Below are 26,400 nucleotides of genomic sequence, written 5' to 3'. Positions count from 1 at the left end.
GATCAACGATTGGACTGCTTGTAGGCAAGTCCGGCGGCGCAGACGCCAAACGTCAGCGCCCAGAGCAGGCTGGATTCCAGCGATGCGTTCAGGCCGAAACGCTGCAGCAGGAAGATGAACACGGCCGCCACGGCGGCATGCATGGCGATGAAGCCCCACTTCTTCACGGCACCGCTCCCCTGCACTGAACGCGACGAGAGAGCACGCATCAGGTGACCTCCTTCAGCGTGGTCGGCCCGGTGATCGGCGCCGAGAACTGGCGGCCGTTCTGCGGACCCGGCTTGGGCGGATTGCCCGAAGCAAAACCGTCGAGCACCTTGCCGAAGCTTTCCTTGGTCAGGTCCTCGTAGGTGTCCTTGCCGATCAGCACCATCGGCGCGTTCACGCAGGCCCCCAGGCACTCCACCTCTTCCCAGCTGAAATTGCCGTCCTTGGACAGATGGAAGGGCTCGTGATGGATGCGGTGCTCGCAGACGTGGATCAGATCCTCGGCACCGCGCAGGCGGCACGGCGTGGTGCCGCAAACCTGGACGTGGGCCTTCTTGCCGACCGGCGCGAGCTGGAACATCGTGTAGAAGGTCGCAACTTCCAGCACGCGGATATAGGGCATGTCGAGCATGTCGGCGATGACGCGGATTGCGGCTTCCGAGACCCAGCCCTCGTTCTGCTCCTGCGCGCGCCAGAGGATGGCGATGACAGCGGAGGCCTGGCGTCCGGCCGGATATTTCGCGATCTGCTGCCTGGCGAATGCGAGGTTCTCCGCCGTGAACGCAAAGCTCGCGGGCTGGACTTCCTTCGGTGCTAATCGGCGAACGGACATAGCTTCAATCTCTCACTGCATGCGGCGCGCGGTCTTGGCATTCGGATTCTTGGCATTCAGGGCTTCGATCCTGTCCTGCCAGAATGCGCTCGCGGTGCCGAAAACGTTGTAGCCGACGTGGGTCGAGACCTTGATGCGATCGAGGATCGACAGCTCGGTCACGGTCTCCATCCGGTTGCTGCGCGGATCGAACACGATCAGCTTCAGCGGGGTCTGTTCGAGGATGTAGCGCGACACGGCATGGGAGCGGTCGCTGCCGTGCTCCTCGCACATGATGACGCTGTCGGCCTGAAGCAGCCGCGCCCCGCCCTTGATCGCCTCGATCTCGACGCCCTCGACGTCGAGCTTGATCAGGTACTTGCCGGCGGCGGCAACCTTGCCGTCGTCGATCAGGTCGTCGAGGGCGATGACAGGCACCTCCTCGCCGCCCACCGAGGGATCGCCGGCGATGCTGAAGGCCTCGTGCTTGGTGCCGGATAGCCGCGCGGTACCGCGGGCTGCGCCGATCGCGCACTTCATCGTCTCGAAGCGGTTGCCGTTGACGCGGGCGTTGTTGGCGAGCTTCGGATAGTTCTGGCCCGACGGCTCGATCGCGATCGCCTTGTGCGAACCGAACGGCCTGCTCGACACCAGCACCGACCAGTAGCCGTAATTGGCGCCGCAATCGAGCAGCGTGTAATCGACGTCGACGGAGTCGGAAAACAGCAGCTCGAGCTCGTCCTCGTAATTGTAGGAGCGGTTGAGCAGCTTGCTCCAATAACCGTCGCCGTAAGGAAATTCGAATACGGCGTCGGGATTGAGCCTGATCGCGATGTTGCGCTCGGGCAGCGTCTTCCGCAGCAGGTTCGCGCAGGCGATGTAGCCCATATGCGAGAAGTGCGACGAGATCTTCGATCCCGTCACCAGCGCCAAGGCAGCCGTCCGCTCCCACAGGTTGGCCCCTTCAAGGGCCCCCGAGGCGCGGTCAAACTGAATTGGCGCCTGCGCCATCACCGATCGACCTCTCCGAACACGATGTCGAGCGAGCCGAGGATGGCCGAGACGTCGGCGAGCAGATGGCCGCGGCAGATGTGGTCCATGGCCTGGAGATGGGCAAAGCCCGGCGCGCGGATCTTGCACTTGTAGGGCTTGTTGGTGCCGTCGGAGACGAGATAGACGCCGAACTCGCCCTTCGGCGCTTCGACCGCGGCATAGACTTCGCCGGCCGGCACGTGGACGCCTTCGGTGTAGAGCTTGAAATGGTGGATCAGCGCTTCCATCGAGCGCTTCATCTCGCCGCGGCGCGGCGGCGCGACCTTGTTATCCGCGACGACGATGGGCCCCTTGCCATCGGGCGCGTTTAGCTTCTGGATGCACTGCTTCATGATGCGTACGGACTGGCGCATCTCTTCCATGCGGATCAGGTAGCGATCGTAGCAGTCGCCGTTCTTGCCAATTGGAATGTCGAAATCCATCTCGGCGTAGCATTCATAGGGCTGCGACTTGCGCAGGTCCCAGGCCGCGCCCGAGCCGCGCACCATCACGCCCGAAAAGCCCCACTCCCAGGCTTCCTTGAGCGGCACGACGCCGATGTCGACGTTGCGCTGCTTGAAGATGCGGTTGGCGGTGAGCAGGCGATCGAGGTCGTCCACCACTTTCAGGAACGGATCGCACCAGGCCTCGATGTCGTCGACCAGCTTCTGCGGCAGGTCCTGGTGCACGCCGCCGACGCGGAAATAGGCGGCATGCATGCGGCTGCCCGAAGCGCGCTCGTAGAACACCATCAGCTTCTCGCGCTCTTCGAAACCCCACAGTGGCGGGGTCAGCGCGCCGACGTCCATGGCCTGCGTGGTGACGTTGAGCAGATGCGACAGGATGCGGCCGATCTCGCAATAGAGCACGCGGATCAGCTGGCCGCGGCGCGGAACCTCGATGCCGAGCAGCTTTTCGGCAGCGAGGCAGAACGCGTGCTCCTGGTTCATCGGCGCGACGTAGTCGAGCCGGTCAAAATAAGGGATCGCCTGCAGATAGGTCTTCTGCTCGATCAGCTTCTCGGTGCCGCGGTGAAGAAGGCCGATATGGGGATCGACGCGTTCGACAACTTCGCCGTCCAATTCGAGCACAAGACGCAACACGCCATGGGCCGCGGGATGCTGCGGTCCAAAATTGATGGTGAAGTTGCGGAGATTTTGCGGTTGCTCGTTCATGGCGCAGCTCCTGCTGCGAAGCGAATAGCGAATGGCGAATGGCGAATGGTCATTTCGTGGACTTGTCCTGCAGAGAACGTATCAACGCGCGGAGCATTTTGCCCAAGCTCTCGCATCGACCCAAGACGCGCTCCAGATCGGATGCGGCCAAAATCCCGACACGCTCCGCCAAGAGCAGATGAGTTTCCAACTCCTTCAGCGATCCCTGCGAAATTCGCAGCGATTGCACGAAGCTGCCGGTGTTTTTGCGCCCGTGTCCTTCCGCCACGTTTGCCGGAATGGACGCCGCCGCCCGTCTGATCTGCGAGGTCAGGCCGAACAGCTCGTCGCGAGGGAAGTGAGCCGCCAATCGATAGCAGGCCTCCGCCAGAGACATGGCATCCTGCCACACTCTCAGGTCCCGATACGAACTGATGGACTGGTCGCTCAATTAACATCCCTATTCGCCACTCGCTATTCGCAACTCACTGCTTCGCCTTTTCATCGCCCGGAAGGACCGGATAGTCCGCCCCTTCCCACGGCGAGAGAAAATCGAACTTGCGGAATTCTTGGTTGAGCCTGACAGGCTCGTAGACCACCCGCTTCTCCTGGTCGTCGTAGCGGACCTCGACGAAGCCGGTGAGCGGGAAATCCTTGCGCAGCGGATGCCCCTCGAAACCGTAATCGGTGAGGATGCGGCGCATATCGGGATGGCCGACGAAGATCACGCCGTAGAGGTCATAGGCCTCACGCTCGAACCAGTCCGCGCCAGGGAACACATCGATCAGCGAGGGCACCTGGGTGGTCTCGTCGGCCTGGGCCCTGAGCCGGATCCGCGCGTTCAGCGTCGGCGACAGCAAGTGATAGATCACGTCGAAGCGCTTCTCGCGATCCGGATAGTCCACCGCCGTGATGTCGGTGAAGTTGACGAAGCGGCAGTTCGGATCGTCACGGAGGTACTTGACCACCTCGACAATCTTGCTGGCGTCGACGTCCACCGTGAGCTGGTTGAAGGCCACCGCGTGACCGGTGGCGGCGCCCGGCAGCGCGCTAACGATCGTCTGCCCCAGGGCGTCGAGCTTGGCGTCGTCCATGACGTAAAACCTTAGCGTTCGATGGTGCCGGTGCGGCGAATCTTCTTTTGAAGCAGCAGCACGCCGTAGAGCAGCGCCTCCGCCGTGGGCGGGCAGCCCGGCACGTAGATGTCGATCGGCACGATGCGGTCGCAGCCGCGCACGACCGAGTAGGAATAGTGGTAGTAGCCCCCGCCGTTGGCGCAGGAGCCCATCGAGATGACGTAGCGCGGCTCTGGCATCTGGTCGTAGACCTTGCGCAGCGCCGGGGCCATCTTGTTGGTCAGGGTGCCGGCGACGATCATCACGTCGGACTGGCGCGGCGAAGCACGCGGCGCGAAGCCGAAGCGCTCGACGTCGTAGCGCGGCATCGACATCTGCATCATCTCGACCGCGCAGCAGGCGAGACCGAAGGTCATCCACATCAAGGAGCCGGTGCGCGCCCAAGTGATGAGGTCGTCGGTCGCGGCCACGAAGAAGCCCTTGTCAGACAGCTCGGAATTGACCTCGAGGAAGAACGGATCATTGGCGCCGACCGGCTTGCCGGTCGATGGATCCAGGATGCCCTTGGGGGCCGGCGCAACAACCGGACCCGTGGACGATGTAGGGTTCAATCCCATTCGAGTGCTCCCTTCTTCCATTCATAGGCGAACCCGACCGTCAGCACGGCCAGGAACACCACCATGGACCAGAAGCCGGTCGCGCCAAGCTTGCCGAACGCCACCGCCCAGGGAAACAGGAACGCCACCTCGAGGTCGAAGATGATGAAGAGGATGGCGACTAGATAGAAGCGGACGTCGAACTTCATGCGGGCGTCGTCGAAGGCGTTGAAACCGCACTCATACGCCGACAGCTTTTCCGGGTCCGGCTGCTGAAACGCCACGATGAAGGGCGCGATCAGCAGCACGAGGCCGATGAGGCCCGCTACCCCTATAAAGACGACGAGTGGAAGATAGTTCTGTAGAATGCCGCTCATGACGAGCCCTTTTTCCCGCAGCCTCGGGACAGCCACGGATTCGTCCGATTTGGAATTATTCTGAGCCTTAGCGCAGTGCACCAATGGGCGCAAGACACGCTCTTTTCAGGCCCTTTGCCGCTCCCAGAACGGTGGAAATCCCGGAATCACCCCGCGCTGGTATGGAGCAGATCAGCTGACCCAGCAAGGGCGATCCCCGATCGGTCCAGGCGCGCTCGGCCGTGACGTCCACTATTGGGAAGGCGCACCTTAATCTAGGCTGAGACGCAGCAAAGTCCAGATTACAACCAGGACAGGCGCTCCCACTGCCCCCAGGCGACATTTTGGCCAACCCTGCCCCAGAGCAGCGCCGCCAGCAAGTCGGCGATGGCGGCGGCCCCGAGCAGGATAGGTGCAGCAAAGGCACGAATCCACAGGTGCGAACGATCGGACCAGCCATGCATCACGACGGGACCGGGGCTCGTCTGGCGAATGCTTCGGCGCGGGCGGCCGCCCGCTTCCGCCACCGTGCCAGCCACAGGCCGCTGCCGATCACGAGGATCGTGAGCACGTCCAGGCGTGGACCGCGGACCAGAGCCTGACCGTTCGCGCCTTCACGATGCTCTCCGCTCGCCCGCCATCACCATTTGTAGGCGAGGCTCGCGGTGATGCGGCGACGGTCGCCATAGTAGCATGAGGTGACGACCGCGCAGCTCGCGACGTAGATCTTGTCCGTCACGTTCACGACGTTGAGCGCCGCGCGCCAGTGGTTGTCCCACTCGTAGTGCACGGCGACATCGCCCAGCACGAAGGACGGAACGAGCGCGGTGTTCGCGGTGTCGGCAAAAGACGAGCCGACGTAGCGCACGCCGCCGCCAAGGCCAAAGCCCCGCAGCGGGCCCTCGCTGAAGGTATAATCGGTCCAGACCGAGGCGAACTCCCGGGGAGTGTTGGTCGGAACCGTGCCGATCAGCGCGGAATTGAGGTCCTGGCTCACGAACAGTTCGTAATTGGTGTAGCTCGCCACCAGCTTGAAATCCGGCGTGATGTTCGCCACCGCCTCGAGCTCGACGCCACGCGAGGTGACCTCGCCGTTCTGGGTCTGGAACAGCGGATTGTTTGGATCGGTGGTCAGCGCATTCTTGCGCTTCAGATCGAACCACGCGACGCTGAACCGTGCGTTGAGCCCGATCGGCTCGTACTTCACGCCGACCTCGGTCTGCTCCGATGTTTCCGGCAACTGCAGCCGTCCGGCCGCATTGATGCCGATAATCGGATTGTAGCCCGTCATGTAGGAGGCATACGGCGCGACGCCAAAGTCGAGATTGTAGATCGCGCCGACGCGGCCGGAGAACTTGCTGTCTGCGCGGCTTTGATCGGGGCCGAGCCGGTTGTGGTTGACGAGATCAACCCAGTCCTGACGGCCGGACAGCACCACCGTTAGCCGATCGAGCTTGACCTGATCCTGGAGATAAACCGCCGCCATGCCCTGAGTGAGATAGGCGTCCCGATACAGCGCTCCGTTGAACGGCGCGTTGACGCCGTAGACCGGATTGAGCACGTTAAGATTGGTCCCCGCGCCAAAGCCCTGCCGGTCGTCGAGGGCGTAATGCTTGAGGTCGACGCCGAGCAGCGCGGTGTGCTGCAGCGCGCCGGTGGCAAAGCGGTACTCGAGCTGGTTGTCGAGGTTTAATTGATTGGCGACCCCGCGGGCGTAGAAATTGCCGCGCATGATGTCGGCGGCCGCCGGCGTCGTCGCGTAGCCCAGCCCGTAGAGGCCGGTGTAGAAGACGTCGACATGTCCGAAGCGCGCGTTCTGGCGGAAGTCCAGGCTGTCCGTGATGTTCTTCGCGAACTGGTAGCCGAGCGTCTCCTGCTCGCGGCGAAACTGGTCGGCGCGGGGGTCGCCGACGAACAGGCTGGTAGGAATGCGGCCGAACGGCGCATTGGTGACGGTGCCGACATAGGGCAGGAAGTTCTCCGCCCTGGTGTTGTTGTGCGCAGCCGTGGCGTAGACGGTGAGCTTGGTGTCGGCGTCCGGCCGCCAGGTCACCGACGGAGCGAAGAAGAAATTGTTGTCGTAGACATAGTCGGTCTGAGTGCCGCCGCCCTGCACCTGGCCGACAAACCGGTAGAACATTTGCCCGTTGCCGGACTGCGGGACCACGCCGCCGAAGTCAAACGCCGTATAGGCGTTGCCGTAATTGTTGATGCCGGCCTCGAGATAGCGCACCGGCTCGGCGAGCGGCAGCTTGCTCACCGCGTTGACGAGACCGCCCGGCGCCGAGCCGCCGTACAGGATGCCGGACGGCCCGCGCAGCACCTCGACGCGCTCGAGGTTGAATGGTTGCAGCTTCCAGCTCGCATAGGAGGTGTAGAAGAGCTGCAGGCCATCGAGGAACAGTGACTCGTTCTGCGCCGGGAAGCCGCGGATCAAGAACCAGTCGTTGCGGAAATCGGCGCCGTAGGTGCCGCCGATCACGCCGGGCGTGTAACGCAGCACCTCGTCGAACTTGCTGACGATCTTCTGGTCGCGGATCTGCTCGGCACCGATCACGGAGACCGATTGCGGCGTCTCTATGATCGGCGTGTTGGTCTTGGTGCCCGACGAGCTGCGGCCGGCGACGTAGCCGTTCACCGGACCGAGCGGCGTTTCGACCACGCCGACATTGCGCTGCGGCTGCGGCTTATTCCTGTTGGCGGTCTGCACCGACGAGCGCGGCACACGACGCTGAGGGGTCGCCGCGGCGCGGCGGCGCGCTTCAGGCGCCGTGACCGTCACCGACGGAATGTTCTGCGCGCCACTCTGCGCCGATGCTTGTGCGAGCGATGCCTGCGGCACCAAGACCCAAGCGGATGCGGTCGCCAACACGGCCGACCGCAGCATTCCAAGACTGTTCAACGCGCCACCCCAAAGCTGCATGTTTTGATGCATCATGCCGCCAGTCCCCGCGGCGACATGCGCTTAGGGGGACGCTTATGGGAGGGCGCGCGAATTGCCTAATTGAAAGCTTCTTAGAAAAATTCTTAGAAGCACTTCAATATCTTCAGAACCGGAGATCTGAACGCGAATTCTTCTCGTTCGCGAGCATCTCGGCGGCGGTCGCCGTGAGCTGCCCAATCTGCCGCAGCAGTGTGTGGGATCGCTTCGCTCAAATGATCCAGCAGGCGCCGATTGCGTTGCTGCGCGCCGACGATCGCATCATGCGCGCGGGGAGATGAAACCATTTTGCGGAACCCGCGAAACCATCCGGAAACAGAGAGTGCCTAGAAGAGGAGCCCATAGACGACGGCAAAGTCCGTCGGGAGGCTCATATGAACCACTCAATTCACTCTGCTGATCGTGCGACCCACCTGAAGATCGTGGTGGTGGCGCTGGTTGCCGGCATTGCGGTGGCCGGCTTCGGGATTGCAGCCCGCACCCCTGCCGATTACAGCCAGACCGCCCAGTCCACCCAAATCATCAAGGCCGGCAAGCCGGTGGTGGTGACCAGCGCAGGCGCGTCGCAGATTCGCTGAGACGCACTCGACCGGGCTGACCAATGGCCGCCGCCGGGCGGCCATTTTCGTTTTCCAGAGCAATGCTTAACCGAGATGCACCGGCGGAGCGCAACGTCCTTGACTTCACCATGTCCCCCCTTTAAGTCCCCCCACGTTCCGCACGCGTTCAGCGCGCCACGCGGGAGTAGCTCAGTTGGTTAGAGCGCCGGCCTGTCACGCCGGAGGTCGCGGGTTCGAGCCCCGTCTCTCGCGCCATTTTGGCAATCCCTTCATAGTCTTAGCCTGAACTTCTCGACGCTGTCGCATCGGCGCAAGCCATGGACGACATTCGAGCCGGCATAGTCAGGCCGCGCCCGAATCGTCTACGCCTCCAAGAACTTGCGGGGTTCAGGGGTGTCCCCGAGCCACCGGCCAGAACGAGGAGGTCAGACATGGCGAAGAAGGCAGCCGCTCCCGCCACCATTACGCTCAAGCACCTCGCTGCTGACATTGCGGAAAGCCAGGACCTGTCGAAAAAGCGCGCCGAGGCCGTCCTGACCGACATGGTCGACCTGATCACCAAGCACCTGAAGAAGGGCGACCGCGTCCGGATCGTCGGCCTCGGCATTCTCCAGGTCCGCAAGCGCGCCGCCCGCACCGGCCGCAATCCCGCCACTGGCGAGCCGATCCACATCAAGGCCAGCAGGAAGGTCGCGTTCCGCCCCGTCAAGGAACTAAAAGAGGCGATCTAGCAATTACGCTTCGTGACGCCCGACCCGACATCGTTCTGTCCGCAACGCAGCCCGCTTTTCTGGTATACCGCCAGCTTCCCCCTGACCCGGCGGTTTGAGCAGAAATGTCCCCCCTCACCTTTTCGCATACCGTGACCGAGCGCTTCCTGCGCTACGTCACCATCGACACCCAGTCCGATCCGGAATCGGCGGCCTCGCCTTCGACCGAGAAGCAGAAGGATCTCGGCCGCGTGCTCGCCGCCGAGCTCAAAGCCATGGGCGTTGCGGACGCGCATCTCGACGAGTTCGGCTATGTCTATGCAACGATCCCGGCCAACACACCTAAGAAGGTGCCGGTGATCTGTTTCTGCTCGCACATGGACACCTCGCCCGACGTCACCGGCAAGGACGTCAAGCCGCAGGTGGTGAAGAACTATCGCGGCGGCGACATCGTGCTGCCCGGCGACACCAGCCAAGTGATCCGCTTCGCCGAGCACCCTGCGCTGAAGAACCAGATCGGCAACGACATCATCACGACCGACGGCACCACGTTGTTAGGCGCCGACAACAAGGCCGGCGTCGCCGAGATCATGGATGCCGCGCATTTTTTCATCAATAATCCGGATGTGAAGCACGGCACCATCAAGATCCTGTTCACGCCAGATGAAGAGATCGGCCGCGGCGTCGACAATGTCGATTTGAAGAAGCTCGGCGCCGATTTCGGCTACACCATGGACGGCGAGAGCGCCGGCTGCGTCGAGGACGAGACTTTCTCGGCCGATGGGGCCACAATCACTATCAACGGCGTCAGCGCCCATCCCGGCTATGCCAAGGGCAAGATGGAGCACGCGATCAAGATCGCCGCCGCCATCGTCGAGCGCCTGCCCAAGGAAGGCTGCTCGCCGGAGACGACCTCAGGCAAGCAGGGCTTTCTGCACCCGGTCGGCATCGAGGGCGCGCTGGAACAGGCGACGCTCTCCTTCATCGTCCGCGACTTCAACGAGGATGGGCTGAAGGAGAAGGAGGTCCTGCTCGAGAACATCGTCAAGGACGTGATGAAGGACTATCCGCGCTCGACCTACAAATTCGAGGTGCGCGAGCAGTATCGCAACATGAAGCAGGTGATCGACCGTCACCCCCACGTCCTCGAATACGCCATCGAAGCGATCCGCCGCGCCGGTTTGCGCCCGATGCGCACCGCGATCCGCGGCGGCACCGACGGCTCGCGCCTGTCCTTCATGGGCCTGCCCTGCCCCAACATCTTCGCCGGCGAGCACGCGTTTCATTCGCGGCTCGAATGGGTCAGCCGGCAGGATATGGAGAAGGCGGTGCAGACCATCGTGCATCTCGCGATGATCTGGGAAGAACGGGCCTAGCGCCTCTTATCGTTGTGCATGCGGAAATGGCCGGGCTTTATCCCCGGCCATTTGCTTTGGGATCAGGGCACCGGCATCGCGCGCGGGTTGCGATGGAACCGGTTGGCACTCGCCATCCACTTCGGCAGCGGTTCTCCGTCACGATGTCGCCCGCCGGCGACCGCTGCGGCCCAGGCCACTGCGGCCCCGATCAGGGTCGCGGCCGCAACCGAGAACGCAACGATAATCGAGTTGCGCCGCGCGCGGTTGATGGCTGTCCTGGCATCCGCGATCGAAGCATCGACCCGTCGTTCGGCGTCCGGCGCTGCGAGACCCGTCAGCGCGGCCACCTGCTGCACGAGATAGTTTCGATCATCGGTGCTGACACCGCTGTGGCTCGATGACGTCATCAGGATGCGTCCTGCTTCGGCGCGGGGTTCCCGCAGATCGGTGTTGGGCGGGCGCCGCGGCGCGCGGAACAGCTTGTCGAGCTCATAGCTCAACAGCGGTTCGGCGGCCGAAGTGTTGCTGGCCGAGCTGCGCGTCGGCGAACGGTCGATCGCAGCTGCACCGAGCAGCGCGAGCAGCGCGGCGCCGAGAAGCACCGCGAGAGCCCACGACGTCAGGCCATGCAGCCCGTCCCGCCGCTCGCGATCATCCTCGATCGTTGCAAGTGCCGGCGCCGGTCGCGCGGTCCGGCCGGCGATGTAACCGCCGAACCCAAAACTGACGATCGCCTGGATGATTAGATACAGGCCGGACAGCAACGCAAGCGCCGCTGAGGCATCCCGCCACGTCGGCGAGGCCGAGCTGACACCCAGGCCGACCGCGACGCCAAAGCCGATCAGGATGAACGACATTGCGCTGGCGGCGAGAGAGCCTGCAAGTACCGAGCTCCATTGGATGGTCCGGCGTTCGTCGGCTGTAGCCACGCCGCCCTCCATGACGTCTTCCCGTACGAGAGTTTCAATAGCCATTGCCGTTCTCTCAGCGCAGGCCGAAGAACGACAGGATCGCCATGATCACGACGATCAAGCCGATGAGATAAATCAGTCCGTCCATGGTCCCTTCCTCCTCAGATACCTCTGCTCGGTAATCACAAGGAATGAGGAACGTTCCAAATTTGGCATCTGCCATGGAACGCATCGGCGAGATGCGGATTGTCTGCCCGAGTCCCAAGGATGAAGATTGTGAGCACATGAGGCCCCAGCCGGTCAGTCCCGGGCTGGGGCCTTTGCGCTTAGGGCCGCCTCCCAAGTCTTGCTGTCATATGTTAACCACGCCGAGGGCGGATGATGAAATGTGTCGGCCGGAACCTTCCGGATCGGGAGCGCCGCGTGGACCGCAGAACAGCGTGACTGCATCAGGCAAATGCATTCCGGAAAAAGGCCATTCCCGTTTCCACCATCACGGTCGAGCCGCGACTTTCTTTGCGATCTGCTGGCCACCGAACGATCTCGTCGCGGCAACGGAGCGCTCCGCGCTGGTTAATGCCTGATTGCGGGAGCTCCTTTTGCACAAGGTACGCAAACGAATGGCCAAGTCGTGATGCCCGGCCGGTTTGCAGGTTCCGCTCCGCCGTGCGACAATGGGGCATGTTCGTGAAACCGTTCGCCAACGCTGTGGTGATGCTGCTGGTCGCGGCCGGGCTCGTGCTCGCGCCGCTGGCGACGCCTGCATCCGCCATGCCGGTATCCGGTGCTGTTGGCAGCATGCCCGCAATGTCAGACGACACGCAAGGCATGTCCGAAGACATGCCCTGCTGCCCGGATCAGACCAAGAGCAAGGCCTGCGATTCCTGTCCGTTCGTCGCATTGTGCATGCTGAGCCTGTCGCTCTCCGCTCCGTTCGGAGCGAGCACTTTGATCGAGCGGCAGCCACAGAGGAGCGCGCTCGCGCCGCGCAATGACCGCCTGCGCGACGGGCTCGCCGCCAAGCCACCCGACCATCCTCCTCGAACCCGGGCCTGATTGGGCGCTGACGCGCCTGATGATCGTGCGCGCCGACATCGGCGCGCGCGATTGCCTGCCGCTTGGCTGCATCCCGGCTCGCCGCGTGCAGCTCCGGCGGCTCCATCAGACCCATCGAGGAACTATAAATCATGACGACGCCCAAGCTCGCGCGCACCGCTCTGGCCGCGCTGATCGGTGCTGTGCTCACGGGGAGCGCTCACGCCGAGATCAAGAACTACGAATTCCAACTGGTTCAACCGACCATCAAGACCGGGGCCGATCGCATCGTAACCGTGCGGCTGGTCGACAAGACCAGCGGCAAGGCGATACCCGATGCGGTGATCTTCGCCACTCGGCTCGACATGGCGCCTGACGGCATGCAGGAGATGGTCACTAAGCTCACGCCGCTGCCGGGCACCGAACCCGGGACCTATCGCTTCAAGGCCAATTTCAGCATGGCCGGACGTTGGCAGCTCTCGCTGGGCGCCAAGGTGCAGGGCGAGACCGGCACGGTCGAAAACAAGCTCGTCGTCACGGCCGAGAAATGACCCGGCTCGCCGTTACTGGCCGTGCCGCTGCGATTTTCGCGGCGGCCGCTGTCGCGCTGATTGGCGGCCGCGCCATGCAGCCTCATTCGGAGTCAAGCTCGCTGACTTTCGCCGCGCATGCGGCGGACACGGGCGCACCGATCTATTTCCGGGATCCGGACGGCAGGCCGTTCTACTCGCTCACCCCGAAGAAGACGGCCGACGGCCGCGGCTATCGTGCCGTGCGGGCGAACGAGGACATCAGCTTCGACGAGCCCGACGAATCGCCCAGGGTTGTAACTGCTGACGCCAAGGGCGATCGCAAGATCAAATACTACCGCAACCCGATGGGCCTGCCGGACACCTCGCCAGTGCCGAAGAAGGACTCGATGGGGATGGATTACATTCCCGTCTACGAAGGCGAGGACAGCGACGACGGTTCGGTGAAGCTGTCGCCCGGCAAGATTCAGCGCACGGGCGCCAAGTCCGAGCCGGTCGTGAGGCGGCCCGTCACGACCCTGATCCGCGCGCCAGGGACCGTCCAGGAGGACGAGCGACGCGTTTCGGTGGTCGCGCTGCGCTTCGAGGGTTTCGTCGAGAGCGTCGCCAACGTCACGACCGGCGATCACGTTCACAAGGGGCAACCGCTGCTGAACGTGTACAGCCCGGCGCTGTCGAGCGCCGCCGCGGAATATCTCTCCGCGATCAATGCCGGCGCCACCGGCAAGGAGCTGAAGGGTGCGCGGCGGCGGCTGGAGAATCTCGCCACGCCGGAGCCCGCCGTCAAGGAGCTCGAACGCACCCGGGAAATCTCACTCTCGATTCCGTGGCTCGCGCCGCAGGACGGCGAGATCCTCGAGCGCAACGTCGTGCCCGGCATGCGCGCGGGGCCCGGGGACGTGCTGTTCAGGATCGCCGACCACCGCCTGCTCTGGGTGCTCATCGATGTGGCGGAGCGCGATCTGCCGCAGGTCGCCGTCGGCACGAAGGTGACCATCCGGCCGCGGGCGCTCGCCGGCCAGAGCTTCGCCGGGACGGTGGCGCTGATCTATCCCCATCTCAACGCCGCGACGCGCACCGCGCGAATCCGGATCGAGGTGCCCAATCCCGACGAAGTGCTGCGGCCCGAGATGTATGTCGATGCCGAGATCGAGGCCGGCACGCCGGGACCGGTGCTGGCGGTGGCGGAGAGCGCCGTGCTCGACAGCGGAAGCCGCCAGGCCGTCCTGGTCGACAAGGGGGAGGGCCGCTTCGAGCCGCATGAAGTGAAGCTCGGCCGTCGCGGCGGCGGACTCGTCGAAGTTACCCAGGGCGTGTCGGAGGGCGAGGCCGTCGTCACCTCGGCCAATTTCCTGATCGACGCCGAGAGCAACCTGAAGGCCGCGCTGAAGGGGTTTGCCGCGCCCGAGGGTGCGCAACCCGCCCCAGCGGCAGGCACGATGGGAGCGCGCCCATGATCGCCCGCGTGATCGCCTGGTCGGCGCGCAACCTGCTGCTGGTGCTGTTCGGCACCGGCTTCGCGGCTGCCGCCGGAATCTACGCGCTCGTCCATCTGCCGCTGGACGCGATTCCAGACCTCTCCGACACGCAGGTCATCGTCTATACCGAGTATTCGGGGCAGGCGCCGCAGGTGATCGAGGACCAGGTCACTTATCCATTGGCCACCGCCATGCTCACGGTGCCGAAATCCAAGGTCGTACGCGGCTTCTCCTTCTTCGGTGTTTCCTTCGTCTACGTGATCTTCGAGGACGGCACCGACATCTACTGGGCCCGCTCGCGGGTCCTCGAATTCCTCAACGCCGCCACCTCACGGCTGCCGGCAGGAGTGACGCCGACCATCGGTCCGGACGCAACCGGCGTCGGCTGGGTCTACCAGTACGCCGTGATGTCCAAGGAACTGAACCTCGCGGACACGCGCACCATCCAGGACTGGAATCTCAAATTCGCGCTCGCCAAGGCCGAGGGCGTCGCGGAGGTTGCGAGCGTCGGCGGCTTCGTCAAGCAGTACAACGTCGTCCTCGACGCGCAGCGGATGCGCGATCTCGGCATCACGATGCAGAAGATCCGGGACGCGATCCGTGCCAGCAATACCGACGTCGGCGGGCGTACCGTCGAGCTGTCGGAGTTCGAGTACGTCATCCGCGGAAAGGGTTACCTGAAGAGTATCGACGATCTCGGCAACATCGTCCTCAAGACCGACAAGGGCACGCCGGTGCTGCTACGGGACGTCTCCAGGGTCGAACTGGGACCGGACGAGCGGCGCGGCATCACCGAACTCAACGGCGAGGGGGAAGTCGCCAGTGGCATCGTCCTCCAGCGCTTCGGCATGAACGCGCTCGACGTCATCGAGAACGTCAAGAAGCGCTTCAGGGAGATCGCAACCAGCCTGCCCAAATCAGTCGAGATCGTGCCGGTCTATGACCGGTCGAACCTGATCTATGCCGCCATCGACACGCTCAAGCACACGCTGGTCGAAGAAAGCGCCGTCGTCGCGCTGGTTTGCATCGTGTTCCTGCTGCACGTCCGCAGCGCGCTCGTCGCGATCCTGATGCTTCCCGTGGGCGTTCTGATGGCCTTTGGTGCCATGAAGCTGCTCGGAATTGGCTCCAACATCATGAGTCTCGGCGGCATTGCGATCGCAATCGGTGCCATGGTCGATGCCGCCATCGTCATGATCGAGAACGCCCACAAGCACCTGGAGCGCGCCGAGCCCGGCCGCTCGCGGATCGCGATCCTGATCGATTCCGCCTCCGAGGTCGGGCCGGCGCTGTTCTTCAGCCTGCTCATCATCACCGTGTCGTTCATGCCGATCTTCACGCTGGAATCGCAAGAGGGACGGCTGTTCAGCCCGCTCGCCTTCACCAAGACCTTTGCGATGGCCGCGGCGGCGCTGCTCTCGGTGACATTGGTCCCGGCGCTGATGGTGATCTTCGTCCGCGGGCGGATCGTTCCGGAGCACAGGAATCCGATCAACCGCTTCCTGATCTGGATCTACCGACCGGTCATCAAGGGCGTGCTGCGCGCAAAGACATTGGTTATTCTGCTCGCGCTCGCCGTGCTCACGGTGACGATTTGGCCGGCGCGCCAGCTCGGAACCGAATTCATGCCGAATCTCAACGAGGGCACGCTGCTCTACATGCCGACGACGCTGCCCGGCATCTCGGTCACCAAGGCGGCCGAACTGATGCAGACGCAGGATCGCATCATCAAGTCGTTTCCGGAAGTGGCGTCCGTCTACGGCAAGGCGGGGCGCGCGTCCACGTCGACCGACCCGGCGCCGACCGAGATGTTCGAGACCGTGGTCAACCTGAAGCCGAAGGGACAGTGGCGGCCAGGCCTCACCATCGACGGGCTGATCGCCGAAATGGACAAGGCGCTGCAATTCCCAGGCGTGTCGAACGCGTGGACCATGCCTGTTAAGGCGCGCATCGACATGCTCTCGACCGGCATCCGGACGCCCGTCGGCGTCAAGGTCATCGGCACCGAGCTCGTCGAGATCGACAAGCTCGCGAAGCAGATTGAGCAGGTGCTGCGGGCGGTGCCGGGGACTTCGTCCGCCTACGCTGAGCGGAGCATCGGCGGCTACTATCTGGAAATCGCGCCCGATCGCTCGGCGCTGGCGCGTTACGGGATCATGGTCCAGGACGTCCAGGACACCATCGCGACCGCACTCGGCGGTCAGGCGATCACGACCACCGTCGAGGGCCGGCAGCGCTTCACGGTCAATATGCGCTATCCCCGCGACCTTCGGGACAATCCGAAGAAGATCGCAAGCGACATCCTCGTTCCCATGCCGGCCGGCGGCGCCGTCCCGCTCGCGGAAGTCGCGACCGTCCAACTCGCGCGCGGCCCGACATCGATCCGGACGGAGAACGCACAGCTCGCCACTTACATCTACGTCGACATCCGCGACCGCGATCTCGGCGGCTACGTCGCGGAGGCGCAGCGCGTCGTCCAGGCCAGCATCCAGTTTCCGCCCGGCTACTACGTGGTTTGGAGCGGCCAGTACGAATATCTCGAGCGGGCCATGGCCCGTCTGAAAATCGTCGTGCCGGCCACGCTCCTCATCATCTTCCTGTTGCTGTACCTCAATTTCCGGTCGGTCATGGACACAATGATCGTGATGCTGTCGCTGCCATTCGCGCTGGTCGGCGGGCTCTGGCTGATGTGGTGGCTCGGGTTCAACCTCTCCGTCGCCGTGGCCGTGGGCTTCATCGCGCTCGCCGGCGTAGCCGCCGAGACCGGCGTGGTGATGCTGATCTACCTCAATCAAGCGCTTGCGGAGATCAAGGAGCGCCGCGCCGCCGAGGGTTGGACATTGAGCCGGATAGACCTTCGCGAGGCCATCATGGAGGGCGCCGTCGAGCGCGTCCGCCCGAAGATGATGACGGTGGTCGCGATCATGGCCGGCCTGCTGCCGATCATGTGGAGCACCGGCACCGGCTCGGAGATCATGCAGCGCATAGCTGTGCCCATGATCGGCGGCATGATCTCCTCGACCCTGCTGACGTTGATCGTGATCCCCGCGATCTTCGGCATCGTGAAGGGCTTCCATTTGCCTTCTGCGGGCAAACCAGAACCTCCGGGAAAATCGAAGGCGACCGTTGCAAAGTCGCGAATCCAGGAGCCAGCCGAATGAGGTGAGCCATGATGCAGGACACGATGTCGGGAATGATGGGCGGCATGGGGCTGATCGCGGTTCTGGTCATCGTCGTGCTCGCGCTCGGGGCGGCAGCGCTGATCTAGTATCTCTTCTTCTCAAATCGGGGAGATTGAACATGGATCGCCTTCTCTTCGTGGCATTCGCGGCCGTCCTTGTCTCGTCGCCGGCCGGCGCGCAGCAGGACAGCGTGGCTCGGGGCGAACGCGATTTTCGCGTCTGTGCGGCATGTCACTCGCTCGAGCCCGACCGCAACATGACGGGGCCAAGTCTTGCAAATCTCTGGGGGAGGAAGGCCGCAAGCTTGCCGAGTTTCGAGCGCTACTCCGACGCGCTCAAAGCCTCCGGGATCATTTGGGATGACCGCTCGCTGGACGCCTGGTTAACCGATCCTGCGCGCATGGTGCCTGATAACGAGATGCCGTTCGAGGGTATCAAGGACTCACGCGTTCGCGCGGATCTGTTGGCGTTCCTTAAAGAGTCCACCAGGCCGGGGGCCGCGCCGGAGCGAACGGCCGAAAACCGCATGAATGGGAGTGGCATGATGGGAGGGATGATGGGTAGCGGCCGCGCCCCCAATCTGAAGAAGCTGAATCCCGCGCAGCGCGTCACCGGCATTACCCACTGTCGGGACACCTATCGGGTGACAACGGCCGACGGCAAGACGCGCCCCTTCTGGGAACGCAATCTGCGGCTGAAAACAGATTCCAGCGAAGACGGGCCGCAGAGCGGCGCGCCTGCTATCGTATCGGCCGGCATGATGGGTGACCGGGCGGACGTGATTTTCGCCGCGCCGAACGAAATCTCCAAAGCGATAGAAGATCACTGCTGAGTTCGTGGCTGGTCGCCATCTGGCCGCCACCAAGGTTTTGTTATTAGGCCGGAGCAACCTTCAGCTCCATGCGGGAGTGCCGTACCACGACAACCGCTCCCTGAAGCGCGAGGCCGGCCATGATTGCGGCCACGATGATATCGGGCCAGCCCGCACCGGTCCCGAACACGCCGAGGGCGGCCGACAACACGGCGATATTTCCGAGCACGTCATTGCGGGTGCATATCCAAGCGGAGCGCATATTGGAGTCGCCCTTGCGATGGGCCCACAGCAGCCCGAAGGAGGCGACGTTCGCGGCAAGCGCCGCGACGCCAACCATCCCCATGGTGAAAGCGTTCGGCAGCGTGCCATGGGCTGCGTGCCAGACCACCGTGCCGACGACCCACAGGCCAAAGGCACCCATCGTCAGCGCCTTTGCGAGCGCTGCGGCGGCACGATAGCGCAGCGCCATGCCGACCACCAGAAGGCTGATGGCGTAGTTCGCGGCGTCTCCAAGAAAATCGAGCGCGTCAGCCTGGAGCGACGCCGATCCCGCAGCAAGGCCCGCGCCGATCTCGGCCAGGAACATGACGGCATTGATGGCGAGCACAGCCCAAAGCACGCGACGATACGCCTTGTTGTCGCGATGGCGATCGAAATTGAGCGGCGGCGGTGAGCAGCATGCATCAGCCATGCTCACAGTATAGAGCGGTTGCACGCGCCGGACAATCACGGGGCCCGCTCCGCGAGATCAAGTTCCCCATACGTAACATTGTTGCGGGTCGACACTGTTCCCATCGCTGTGGTAGGCCAGCCTGATCGACAAGATGAGTAAATTCGTGATCTTGAACCGCCGGCCCCTCAGACTCAGGCACACGCGCAATTGGCGTGGGCTCGTGGCTGTGTTTGTCACGATCATGTACCTGCTGTCCGGCGCCCTCCACGGCACTCATGACATCGATGTGACCAGCCCGTCCGGCGGCTCGGAAATCGCTTCGATTCTCGATGGCTCCGCAGGCCACGGCGACCACAAGGTGATCGGCGGACACCATTGCCATGGCTGCTTCTCGGTGACGGTGGCGCAGCCGGCGCTGTCCGCCGCATCGGTCGCGCTCGTGTCTGCATCGCGCCCGCAGCGTGGACCCCGGCTCGCCGGAATTACTCCCGATACCGACTCGCCGCCTCCCAAACACATTGCCTGAACGGATTGGTCGGGCGCCCCGCGCCCATTAGGTTCATCCTTCACAGGTCGGCTTCATGTTTTGCAGGGCTATGGCCGCGCGCCTCGCGTGCGCGGCGGCATGTCTCATCGCCGGATTGGCGCTTGCACCGGCTTACGCCCAGACTTTGACGATGCGGAGCGCCCTGTCGCGCGCGCTGGAGGCGAGCCCGCGCCTGACGGCAGCTGAGCGCGACGTTGGCATTGCCACGGGCCAGCGCATCCAGGCGGGCGCGCTGCTCAATCCGGAGCTGTCCTATGAGCAGGACGATTCACTCGGCTCTGGCAAATATCGCGGGACGCGGTCGGCCGAGACTACGCTGCAAATCAGCCAGGCTTTCGAGCTGTTCGGCAAACGGGAAGCGCGGATTGCCGCCGGCGCAGCCGGCATCGAGGTCGCCGCGATCCAGCGCAAGGCCGTCAGGCTGGAGCTGCTGTCCGAGACCGCGATCGCCTTCCTCAGCGTGCTCGGCGCGCAGCGGCGCATCCAGATCCTCGACGAGCAGATCGCCGCGATCGATCGCCTGACGCCGCTGCTGCACCGCCGCGTCGAGGCCGGTGCCTCCTCGCCGGCCGAGACCGGCCGCGCCGAAGTCGCCTCCGCCCTGGTGAAAGCCGACCGCGAGCGCTTCAAGGCGACGCTGGCCAGCGCCCGGCGCGAGCTGGCGGTGCTGATGGGAGATCCCGCCGCGAAATTCGGCGAGGCCTCCGGCCGGCTCGACACCACCGGTCGGCCGCCGACGTTCCAGTCGGTGGTCGCCGCCATCGATGCCAATCCGCAACTGGTGCGCTGGACCGCCGTCTATGCCCAGCGCAATGCCGAGCTGCTGCTGGCACGGCTCAAGCCCTATCCCGACGTGCGGATCGCAGCCGGCTGGCGCCATTACAACGAAACCAATGACGATGCCGTGCGCTTCACCGTCTCGGTGCCGATTCCCGTGTTCGACCAGAACCAGGGCAACATCCTCTCCGCCCAGGACAGCCTCGCCAAGACCAAAGCCGAGCGCGAGGCCAACCGCAACATGCTGATCGTGATCGCCGGCCGCGCCTATGACTCGCTCCAGGGCTCACTGCGCGAGCTCGCGGTCCTGCGCGAGACGGCGATCCCCAAGGCCCTCGAAGCGTCCGAGGCGATCTCGCAAGGTTACGGCCAGGGCCGCTTCACCTTGCTTGAAGTGCTGGACGCCCAAGCGAGCGTCGCCCAGGCGCGGCTGCGGGAGCAGGAGGCGCTGCAGAATTTCCATGCAGGCGTTGCGACCATCGAAGGCCTCGTCGGCAATCCCTTCACGCTGGCGCGGGAGAGCGCACGATGAAGACGTCCTCCACCCTTGTCGTCGCCCTCGTTGCCGCCGCGCTCGGCGCCTACGCTTATTCCATGCTCGCGCCGGCCAGGCTCTCGCCAGCCGAGCATGCCGCGGAGAAGAAGCCGGAGAAACCGAACGACCATGTCGAGCAGGACGAGCACGGCGCCGAGCGCATCCGCATCTCCGACGTCAAGCTCGCCGCCGCCGGCGTGGTGCTGGCGGAGGCCGCGAGCGCGACCCTGACCGACACGCTCGCCTTCAACGGCATCCTGCGCGCCAATCAGGAAGCCGTGGTGCAGGTGACGCCGCGCTTTCCGGGGATCGCCAAATCGATCCTGAAGCGCATTGGCGACAAGGTCGCCAAGGACGATCTGCTCGCCGCGATCGAGAGCAACCAGAGCCTCACCGTCTACGAGCTGAAAGCACCGATCGCGGGCACCATCATCGAGCGCCAGATCTCGCTCGGCGAATACGCCTCCGAACAAAAGCCGGCCTTCGTCCTCGCCGATCTCTCCACCATCTGGGTCGACCTGTCGATCTACCGGCAGGACCTGCGGCGCGTCCGCCTCAATGACGAGGTGCTGATCGATCCCGACGATGGCCGCGGCGAGATCAAGGGCACGATCTCCTACATGGCGCCGATCGGCTCGAGCGAAACCCAGACCGCGCTGGCCCGCGTCGTGCTGCCAAATTCGGACGGGCGCCTGCGTCCCGGCCTGTTCGTCACGGCGCGGCTGATCCTCGCCGCGCGCAACGTCGCGGTCGCGGTGCGCCGCAGCGCGATCCAGACGCTGGAGAACCGGACCATCGTGTTCGTCCGCGAGGACGGCGACAAGATCGAGGCGCGGCCGGTGGAGCTTGGGGATGCCGATCCGCGCCATGTCGAGATCAAGGCGGGCCTTACGGCCGGCGAGCATTACGTCGCGGAGAACAGCTTCGTCGTGAAGGCGGAGATGGGCAAGGGTGAGGCCGAGCATGACTGAGCGTCTCATCGCCGCCTCAGTTCATCAACGCTGGCTGGTTCTGCTCCTGGCGCTCGGCGCCCTCGCCTTCGGCGTCTGGAATTTCCAGCACCTGCCGATCGACGCCGTGCCTGACATCACCAACGTCCAGGTCCAGATCAACACCCGCGCGACCGGCTATTCGCCACTGGAGACCGAGCAGCGCATCACCTTCCCGGTCGAGACCGCGATGGGCGGCCTGCCGAAGCTGGATTACACCCGCTCGCTGTCGCGCTATGGCCTGAGCCAGGTGACGGTCGTCTTCAAGGACGGCACCGACATCTACTTCGCCCGCCAGCTCGTCGGCGAACGCATCCAGCAGGTGAAGGACCAGCTTCCGGCCGGCGTCGAGGTCGCGATGGGCCCGGTCTCGACCGGGCTCGGCGAAATCTTCATGTATACCGTCGAGGTCAAGGCGGGCGCCAAGACGCAAGGCGGCCACGACTATTCGCTGACTGATCTGCGCACCGTGCAGGACTGGATCATCCGGCCGCAGCTTCGCAACGTGCCGGGCGTGATCGAAGTCAACACCATCGGCGGGTTCGAGCGGCAGTTCCACGTGCTGCCGGACCCCGGCAAGCTAATGGCGTACCGGCTCGGCTTTCGCGACGTCATGACGGCGCTCGCCGCCAACAACGCCAATGTGGGCGCCGGCTATATCGAGCGCAACGGCGAGCAATACCTGGTTCGCTCCCCGGGCCAGGTCGGCAATATCAACGAGATCCAGGACATCGTCATCGGCTCGCGCGGCGGCAATCCCGTCAGGATCAGGGATGTCGCGACGGTGACGGAAGGCCGCGATCTGCGCACAGGCGCGGCGACGCGGGCCGGCGAGGAAACCGTGCTCGGCACCGCGATGTTGCTGATAGGGGAGAACAGCCGGACCGTGGCGCGCCGCGTCGCAGCCCGCCTCGAGGACATCGCCAAGTCGCTGCCCGAAGGCGTCGTGACGCGGACCGTCTACGACCGCACCGATCTGGTCGAAGCCACCATCCGCACGGTCCGGAACAATCTGCTGGAAGGCGCGGCGCTGGTGGTGGCCGTGTTGTTCCTGATCCTCGGAAACATCCGCGCAGCGCTGGTCACCGCCTGCGTCATTCCGCTGTCCATGGCCATGACCATTACCGGCATGGTCGAGACCAAGGTCAGCGCCAACCTGATGAGTCTCGGCGCGATCGACTTCGGCATCATCGTCGACGGCGCGGTGATCATCGTCGAGAACTGCTTGCGCATGCTGGCCGCGGCCCAGCGCGAGAAAGGCGGGCTGCTGACGACCTCGGAGCGGCTGCGTGCGATCCTGCGCGGGTCGAGCGAGGTGATCAAGCCGAGCCTGTTCGGAACCCTCATCATCGCGGTGGTGTACCTCCCCGTGCTGACGCTGACCGGCGTCGAAGGCAAGATGTTCACGCCGATGGCGCTGACCGTGCTGATGGCGCTCGGCGCTGCCGTGCTGTTCTCCATCACCTTCGTGCCGGCGGCGGTTGCCATCTTCGTCACCGGAAAGGTATCCGAGCACGAGAACCTGTTCATGCGGGCGGCGAAGCGCGCCTATCTTCCCCTGCTCCGGTTTGCCATCGACAACCGGCTCGCCGTCGCAATCATGACCGCGCTCATCGTGGTCGCAAGCGGCATCGCTGCCGCGCGGATGGGTGGCGAGTTCATTCCGAGTCTGGACGAAGGCGACGTCGCCCTGGCCTCGATCCGGATTCCCGGGACCAATCTCACGCAGTCACTTGAGCTTCAGAAGGCGTTGGAGAAACGCATCAAGCAGATTCCGGAGGTGAAGGAGTTCTTCACCCGTATCGGCACCGCCGAGATCGCCACCGACGCGATGTCGCCGGCGCAGACCGACGGCTACGTCATGCTGAAGCCGCGCGCCGAATGGCCCGATCCGAACAAGCCGAAGTCGGAGGTGATCGAAGCCATCGACCATGCCGCCAACGAGATTCCCGGCAGCGCCTATGAGATCTCCCAGCCGATCCAGTTCCGTGTCAACGAGTTGATCTCCGGCGTGCGCAGCGACGTCGGCGTCAAGATCTTCGGCGATGACCTCGACATCCTGCAAGGCACGGCAAAACGAGTCGAGGCAGCGATCCGCGGCATCCGCGGCGCCAGCGACGTCAAGATCGAACAGGTTGCGGGCCTGCCGATCCTCACCGTCCGGCTCGACCGCCAGGCGCTCGCCCGCTATGGCCTCAGCATCAGTGAGGTGCAGGGTATCGTCGAGATCGCAGTGGGCGGCAAGTCGGCCGGCAAACTGTTCGAGGGCGACCGCCGTTTCGACATCGTGGTGCGCCTGCCGGAGCATCTGCGTGGCAATCTCGAGGCGATCAGGGCTATCCCGATCCCGCTGCCGCCCGGTGAAGAGGCCAGTTCCGGCACGGCCGTGCGAACCGCGCTGGCCGCCTCTCCCCTCGCCCAGATGCGGTATGTGCCGCTGTCATCGGTCGCCACCGTCGATGCGACGCCCGGCCCCAACCAGATCAGCCGCGAAAATGGCAAGCGGCGCATCGTCGTCACCGCCAATGTCCGCGCGCGCGACCTCGGCTCCTTCGTCGCCGAGGCCGAAGCGGCGGTGGCTGAGAAGGTCAAGCTGCCGCCGGGCTACTTCATCGGCTGGGGCGGGCAGTTCGAGCAACTGGTCTCCGCGACCAAGCGGCTGACGATCGTGGTGCCGGTAGCGCTGCTGCTCGTGTTCCTGCTGCTGTTCATGGGGATGGGATCGGCTGCGGATGCGGCACTGGTGTTCTCCGGCGTGCCGCTGGCGCTGACCGGCGGCGTCGCTGCGCTGCTGCTGCGCGACATCCCGCTGTCGATCAGCGCCGGTGTCGGCTTCATCGCGCTGTCCGGCGTCGCCGTGCTCAACGGGCTCGTCATCATCGCCTTCATCGAGCGGCTGCGCAGCGAGGGGCGATCCGTCGTCGATGCCGTGCGCGCGGGCGCGCTGACGCGGCTGCGCCCGGTGCTGATGACGGCCCTCGTTGCCTCCCTCGGTTTCGTGCCCATGGCGCTCGCGACCGGCGCCGGCGCCGAGGTGCAGCGGCCGCTCGCGACCGTGGTGATCGGCGGCATCATCTCCTCGACGGTGCTGACGCTGCTGGTGCTGCCGGCGCTCTACGTGCTGTTCCGCCGTGACGAGGTGCGCGAAGCGCCTACAATGGCGCCTGATTTGGCAGCGTCCGGGGAGCGCTAGAGATGGCCGGCCCCGACTATCACGGACATCACCATCATGGTCATGGCGGCCATCCGCACGATCATGATCACGATCATGCTCATGGTCTTGGCCACGCGCATGTGCATGCCCCGACCAGCTTCGGCAAGGCGCTCGCGATCGGCATTTCGCTGAACATCGCGCTGGTCGTGGCCGAAGCCGTGTATGGCTATATCGGCAACTCCACCGCCCTGCTCGCGGATGCCGGGCATAACCTTTCCGACGTGCTCGGCCTGGTCGTGGCCTGGGGTGCGTCGATTGCAGCGCGACGCGCGCCGAGCGGCCGCTTCACCTACGGCCTGCGCGCCTCCACCATCCTGGCCGCGCTGGCGAATGCGGCGTTCCTGCTGGTCGCAACCGATGCGATCGGCTGGGAGGCGATTTTGCGTTTGCGCGAGCCGGAGCCGGTCGCCGGCGTGACCGTAATGGTGGTGGCAGGTATCGGCATCCTCATCAACGGTTTTACCGCCATGCTGTTCGCACGCGGACGCAAAGACGATATCAACATCGAAGGCGCCTATCTGCACATGGCGGCGGATGCCGCCGTCTCGCTCGGCGTCGTCGTCTCGGCGGCGCTGATCATGTGGACCGGCTGGCTCTGGCTCGATCCTTTAACCAGCCTCGTCATCTGCGCCATCATCCTCTGGAGCACGACCAGCCTGTTGCGCGGCTCCATCGACATGTCAATGGCGGCAGCGCCCAAGAGCACCGACCTCGCCGCGATCAGGGCGTTCCTGCTGGCGCGGCCGGGCGTCTCCGCGATCCACGATCTCCACGTCTGGCCGATCTCGACCACCGAGACGGCGCTGACCTGCCACCTCGTCATGCCCGCCGGCAGCACAGGCGATGCATTCCTGATGGAGACCGCGCAATTGCTCAAGACCTCATTCCGCATCGGCCACACCACGCTTCAGGTCGAGACGCATCTTGACAACGGCTGCGCCCTGGCGCCGGACGATGTGGTGTAGGATCTCACGCCTCATCCACCCGTCGTTGCGAGGAGCACGCGACAAAATCGCGTAGCAATTTTGCGCTGATGCGACGAAGATTCCATGGGGGTGGATAGCGACCAAGTCTGAGGCCAGACTGAGGTTGCATCCATTCAACCTGGAGACGACGATGTTGCTCGATCATCC

26 protein-coding genes and 1 tRNA gene are annotated in these 26,400 nt (G+C 64.4%); 15 read left to right on the top strand and 12 right to left on the bottom strand.

Annotation, left to right across the window (positions count from 1 at the left end; all coding sequences use genetic code 11):
* Positions 1–2: 2 nt before the first annotated feature.
* The 9 genes from IVB12_RS00880 to IVB12_RS00840 form a co-directional block, all read right to left on the bottom strand.
* The gene (locus IVB12_RS00880) at positions 3–209 is read right to left on the bottom strand and encodes a hypothetical protein (RefSeq protein WP_247294689.1); all 207 of its coding nucleotides are present in this window, start codon (positions 207–209) and stop codon (positions 3–5) included.
* Positions 209–820 (bottom strand): NADH-quinone oxidoreductase subunit NuoE, encoded by a 612-nt coding sequence (nuoE, locus tag IVB12_RS00875; RefSeq protein WP_247277160.1) that lies wholly within the window; start codon positions 818–820, stop codon positions 209–211. Before nuoE ends, IVB12_RS00880 begins: the two co-directional genes overlap by 1 nt.
* A gap of 12 nt (positions 821–832) precedes the next feature.
* Positions 833–1,810, bottom strand: a complete 978-nt coding sequence (locus IVB12_RS00870; RefSeq protein WP_247294687.1) for an FkbM family methyltransferase — start codon at positions 1,808–1,810, stop codon at positions 833–835.
* Entirely contained in the window at positions 1,810–3,006 is a 1,197-nt protein-coding gene (locus IVB12_RS00865; protein WP_247277158.1) for an NADH-quinone oxidoreductase subunit D, read from the bottom strand. Before IVB12_RS00865 ends, IVB12_RS00870 begins: the two co-directional genes overlap by 1 nt.
* Before the next feature lie 49 nt (positions 3,007–3,055).
* Positions 3,056–3,436, bottom strand: a complete 381-nt coding sequence (locus IVB12_RS00860; RefSeq protein WP_256466528.1) for a four helix bundle protein — start codon at positions 3,434–3,436, stop codon at positions 3,056–3,058.
* A gap of 34 nt (positions 3,437–3,470) precedes the next feature.
* On the bottom strand, positions 3,471–4,079 hold the full coding sequence (locus IVB12_RS00855) for an NADH-quinone oxidoreductase subunit C (RefSeq protein ID WP_247294685.1): 609 nt from the start codon (positions 4,077–4,079) through the stop codon (positions 3,471–3,473).
* 11 nt (positions 4,080–4,090) lie between these two features.
* Positions 4,091–4,678, bottom strand: coding sequence for an NADH-quinone oxidoreductase subunit B (locus tag IVB12_RS00850; RefSeq protein ID WP_247294683.1), 588 nt, complete (start codon positions 4,676–4,678; stop codon positions 4,091–4,093).
* The gene (locus IVB12_RS00845) at positions 4,669–5,034 is read right to left on the bottom strand and encodes an NADH-quinone oxidoreductase subunit A (RefSeq protein ID WP_008136158.1); all 366 of its coding nucleotides are present in this window, start codon (positions 5,032–5,034) and stop codon (positions 4,669–4,671) included. Before IVB12_RS00845 ends, IVB12_RS00850 begins: the two co-directional genes overlap by 10 nt.
* Positions 5,035–5,653: 619 nt before the next feature.
* A complete protein-coding gene (locus IVB12_RS00840) occupies positions 5,654–7,900 on the bottom strand; it encodes a TonB-dependent siderophore receptor (RefSeq protein ID WP_247294836.1) in 2,247 nt (748 codons plus the stop codon).
* 92 nt (positions 7,901–7,992) lie between these two features.
* On the opposite strand from IVB12_RS00840, the gene IVB12_RS00835 reads away from it, so the two are divergent.
* The 5 genes from IVB12_RS00835 to pepT all read left to right on the top strand — a co-directional run bounded on the left by IVB12_RS00835 (position 7,993) and on the right by pepT (position 10,600).
* Positions 7,993–8,235 (top strand): hypothetical protein, encoded by a 243-nt coding sequence (locus IVB12_RS00835; protein WP_247294680.1) that lies wholly within the window; start codon positions 7,993–7,995, stop codon positions 8,233–8,235.
* 93 nt (positions 8,236–8,328) lie between these two features.
* On the top strand, positions 8,329–8,532 hold the full coding sequence (locus tag IVB12_RS00830; RefSeq protein ID WP_247294677.1) for a hypothetical protein: 204 nt from the start codon (positions 8,329–8,331) through the stop codon (positions 8,530–8,532).
* A 160-nt stretch (positions 8,533–8,692) separates the two neighbouring features.
* A tRNA-Asp gene (locus IVB12_RS00825) sits at positions 8,693–8,769 on the top strand.
* Positions 8,770–8,945: 176 nt separating this feature from the next.
* Positions 8,946–9,245, top strand: a complete 300-nt coding sequence (locus IVB12_RS00820) for an HU family DNA-binding protein (RefSeq protein WP_091886018.1) — start codon at positions 8,946–8,948, stop codon at positions 9,243–9,245.
* A gap of 104 nt (positions 9,246–9,349) precedes the next feature.
* Positions 9,350–10,600 (top strand): peptidase T, encoded by a 1,251-nt coding sequence (gene pepT / locus IVB12_RS00815; RefSeq protein ID WP_247294674.1) that lies wholly within the window; start codon positions 9,350–9,352, stop codon positions 10,598–10,600.
* 62 nt (positions 10,601–10,662) lie between these two features.
* Here the strand turns inward: pepT and IVB12_RS00810 are convergent, their stop codons facing one another.
* Together IVB12_RS00810 and IVB12_RS00805 are read right to left on the bottom strand one after the other, a co-directional pair.
* A complete protein-coding gene (locus tag IVB12_RS00810; RefSeq protein ID WP_247294671.1) occupies positions 10,663–11,556 on the bottom strand; it encodes a hypothetical protein in 894 nt (297 codons plus the stop codon).
* A 10-nt stretch (positions 11,557–11,566) separates the two neighbouring features.
* Positions 11,567–11,716: a hypothetical protein gene (locus IVB12_RS00805; protein WP_247294668.1), complete on the bottom strand. Its 150-nt coding sequence runs from the start codon at positions 11,714–11,716 to the stop codon at positions 11,567–11,569.
* A gap of 458 nt (positions 11,717–12,174) precedes the next feature.
* On the opposite strand from IVB12_RS00805, the gene IVB12_RS00800 reads away from it, so the two are divergent.
* From IVB12_RS00800 to IVB12_RS00780, 5 genes are all read left to right on the top strand, one after another.
* Entirely contained in the window at positions 12,175–12,549 is a 375-nt protein-coding gene (locus IVB12_RS00800; protein ID WP_247294665.1) for a hypothetical protein, read from the top strand.
* 131 nt (positions 12,550–12,680) lie between these two features.
* Entirely contained in the window at positions 12,681–13,079 is a 399-nt protein-coding gene (locus IVB12_RS00795) for a FixH family protein (RefSeq protein WP_247294663.1), read from the top strand.
* A complete protein-coding gene (locus IVB12_RS00790; protein ID WP_247294661.1) occupies positions 13,076–14,515 on the top strand; it encodes an efflux RND transporter periplasmic adaptor subunit in 1,440 nt (479 codons plus the stop codon). The genes IVB12_RS00795 and IVB12_RS00790 overlap by 4 nt, the downstream gene beginning before the upstream one ends.
* Positions 14,512–17,697: a CusA/CzcA family heavy metal efflux RND transporter gene (locus tag IVB12_RS00785; RefSeq protein WP_247294658.1), complete on the top strand. Its 3,186-nt coding sequence runs from the start codon at positions 14,512–14,514 to the stop codon at positions 17,695–17,697. The genes IVB12_RS00790 and IVB12_RS00785 overlap by 4 nt, the downstream gene beginning before the upstream one ends.
* Before the next feature lie 139 nt (positions 17,698–17,836).
* Positions 17,837–18,550, top strand: a complete 714-nt coding sequence (locus IVB12_RS00780) for a cytochrome c family protein (RefSeq protein ID WP_247294655.1) — start codon at positions 17,837–17,839, stop codon at positions 18,548–18,550.
* 43 nt (positions 18,551–18,593) lie between these two features.
* Here IVB12_RS00780 and IVB12_RS00775 read toward each other — a convergent pair whose 3' ends face one another.
* Positions 18,594–19,223 carry a cation transporter gene (locus IVB12_RS00775; RefSeq protein WP_247294834.1) on the bottom strand — a complete coding sequence of 210 codons (630 nt, stop codon included), beginning with the start codon at positions 19,221–19,223 and terminating at the stop codon, positions 18,594–18,596.
* Positions 19,224–19,356: 133 nt separating this feature from the next.
* Here IVB12_RS00775 and IVB12_RS00770 point away from each other — a divergent pair, with 133 nt between their 5' ends.
* From IVB12_RS00770 to IVB12_RS00750, 5 genes are read left to right on the top strand one after another with little or no spacing between them, the layout of a single operon-like run.
* Positions 19,357–19,731 (top strand): hypothetical protein, encoded by a 375-nt coding sequence (locus tag IVB12_RS00770; RefSeq protein WP_247294654.1) that lies wholly within the window; start codon positions 19,357–19,359, stop codon positions 19,729–19,731.
* A gap of 55 nt (positions 19,732–19,786) precedes the next feature.
* Complete coding sequence (ihpA, locus tag IVB12_RS00765) at positions 19,787–21,061, top strand: divalent metal ion exporter subunit IhpA (RefSeq protein ID WP_247294653.1); 1,275 nt, start codon at positions 19,787–19,789, stop codon at positions 21,059–21,061.
* Positions 21,058–22,035, top strand: a complete 978-nt coding sequence (gene ihpB, locus IVB12_RS00760; RefSeq protein WP_247294651.1) for a divalent metal ion exporter adaptor subunit IhpB — start codon at positions 21,058–21,060, stop codon at positions 22,033–22,035. Before ihpA ends, ihpB begins: the two co-directional genes overlap by 4 nt.
* A complete protein-coding gene (locus tag IVB12_RS00755; protein WP_247294649.1) occupies positions 22,028–25,246 on the top strand; it encodes a CusA/CzcA family heavy metal efflux RND transporter in 3,219 nt (1,072 codons plus the stop codon). The genes ihpB and IVB12_RS00755 overlap by 8 nt, the downstream gene beginning before the upstream one ends.
* A 2-nt stretch (positions 25,247–25,248) precedes the next feature.
* A complete protein-coding gene (locus IVB12_RS00750) occupies positions 25,249–26,232 on the top strand; it encodes a cation diffusion facilitator family transporter (protein WP_247294647.1) in 984 nt (327 codons plus the stop codon).
* Positions 26,233–26,400 lie beyond the last annotated feature (168 nt).

The organism is Bradyrhizobium sp. 179 (assembly GCF_023073535.1).
In the GTDB taxonomy this organism is placed as follows: domain Bacteria; phylum Pseudomonadota; class Alphaproteobacteria; order Rhizobiales; family Xanthobacteraceae; genus Bradyrhizobium.
Note: the sequence above shows the minus strand (reverse complement) of the source record. Positions and strands in the feature narration are given on the sequence as shown.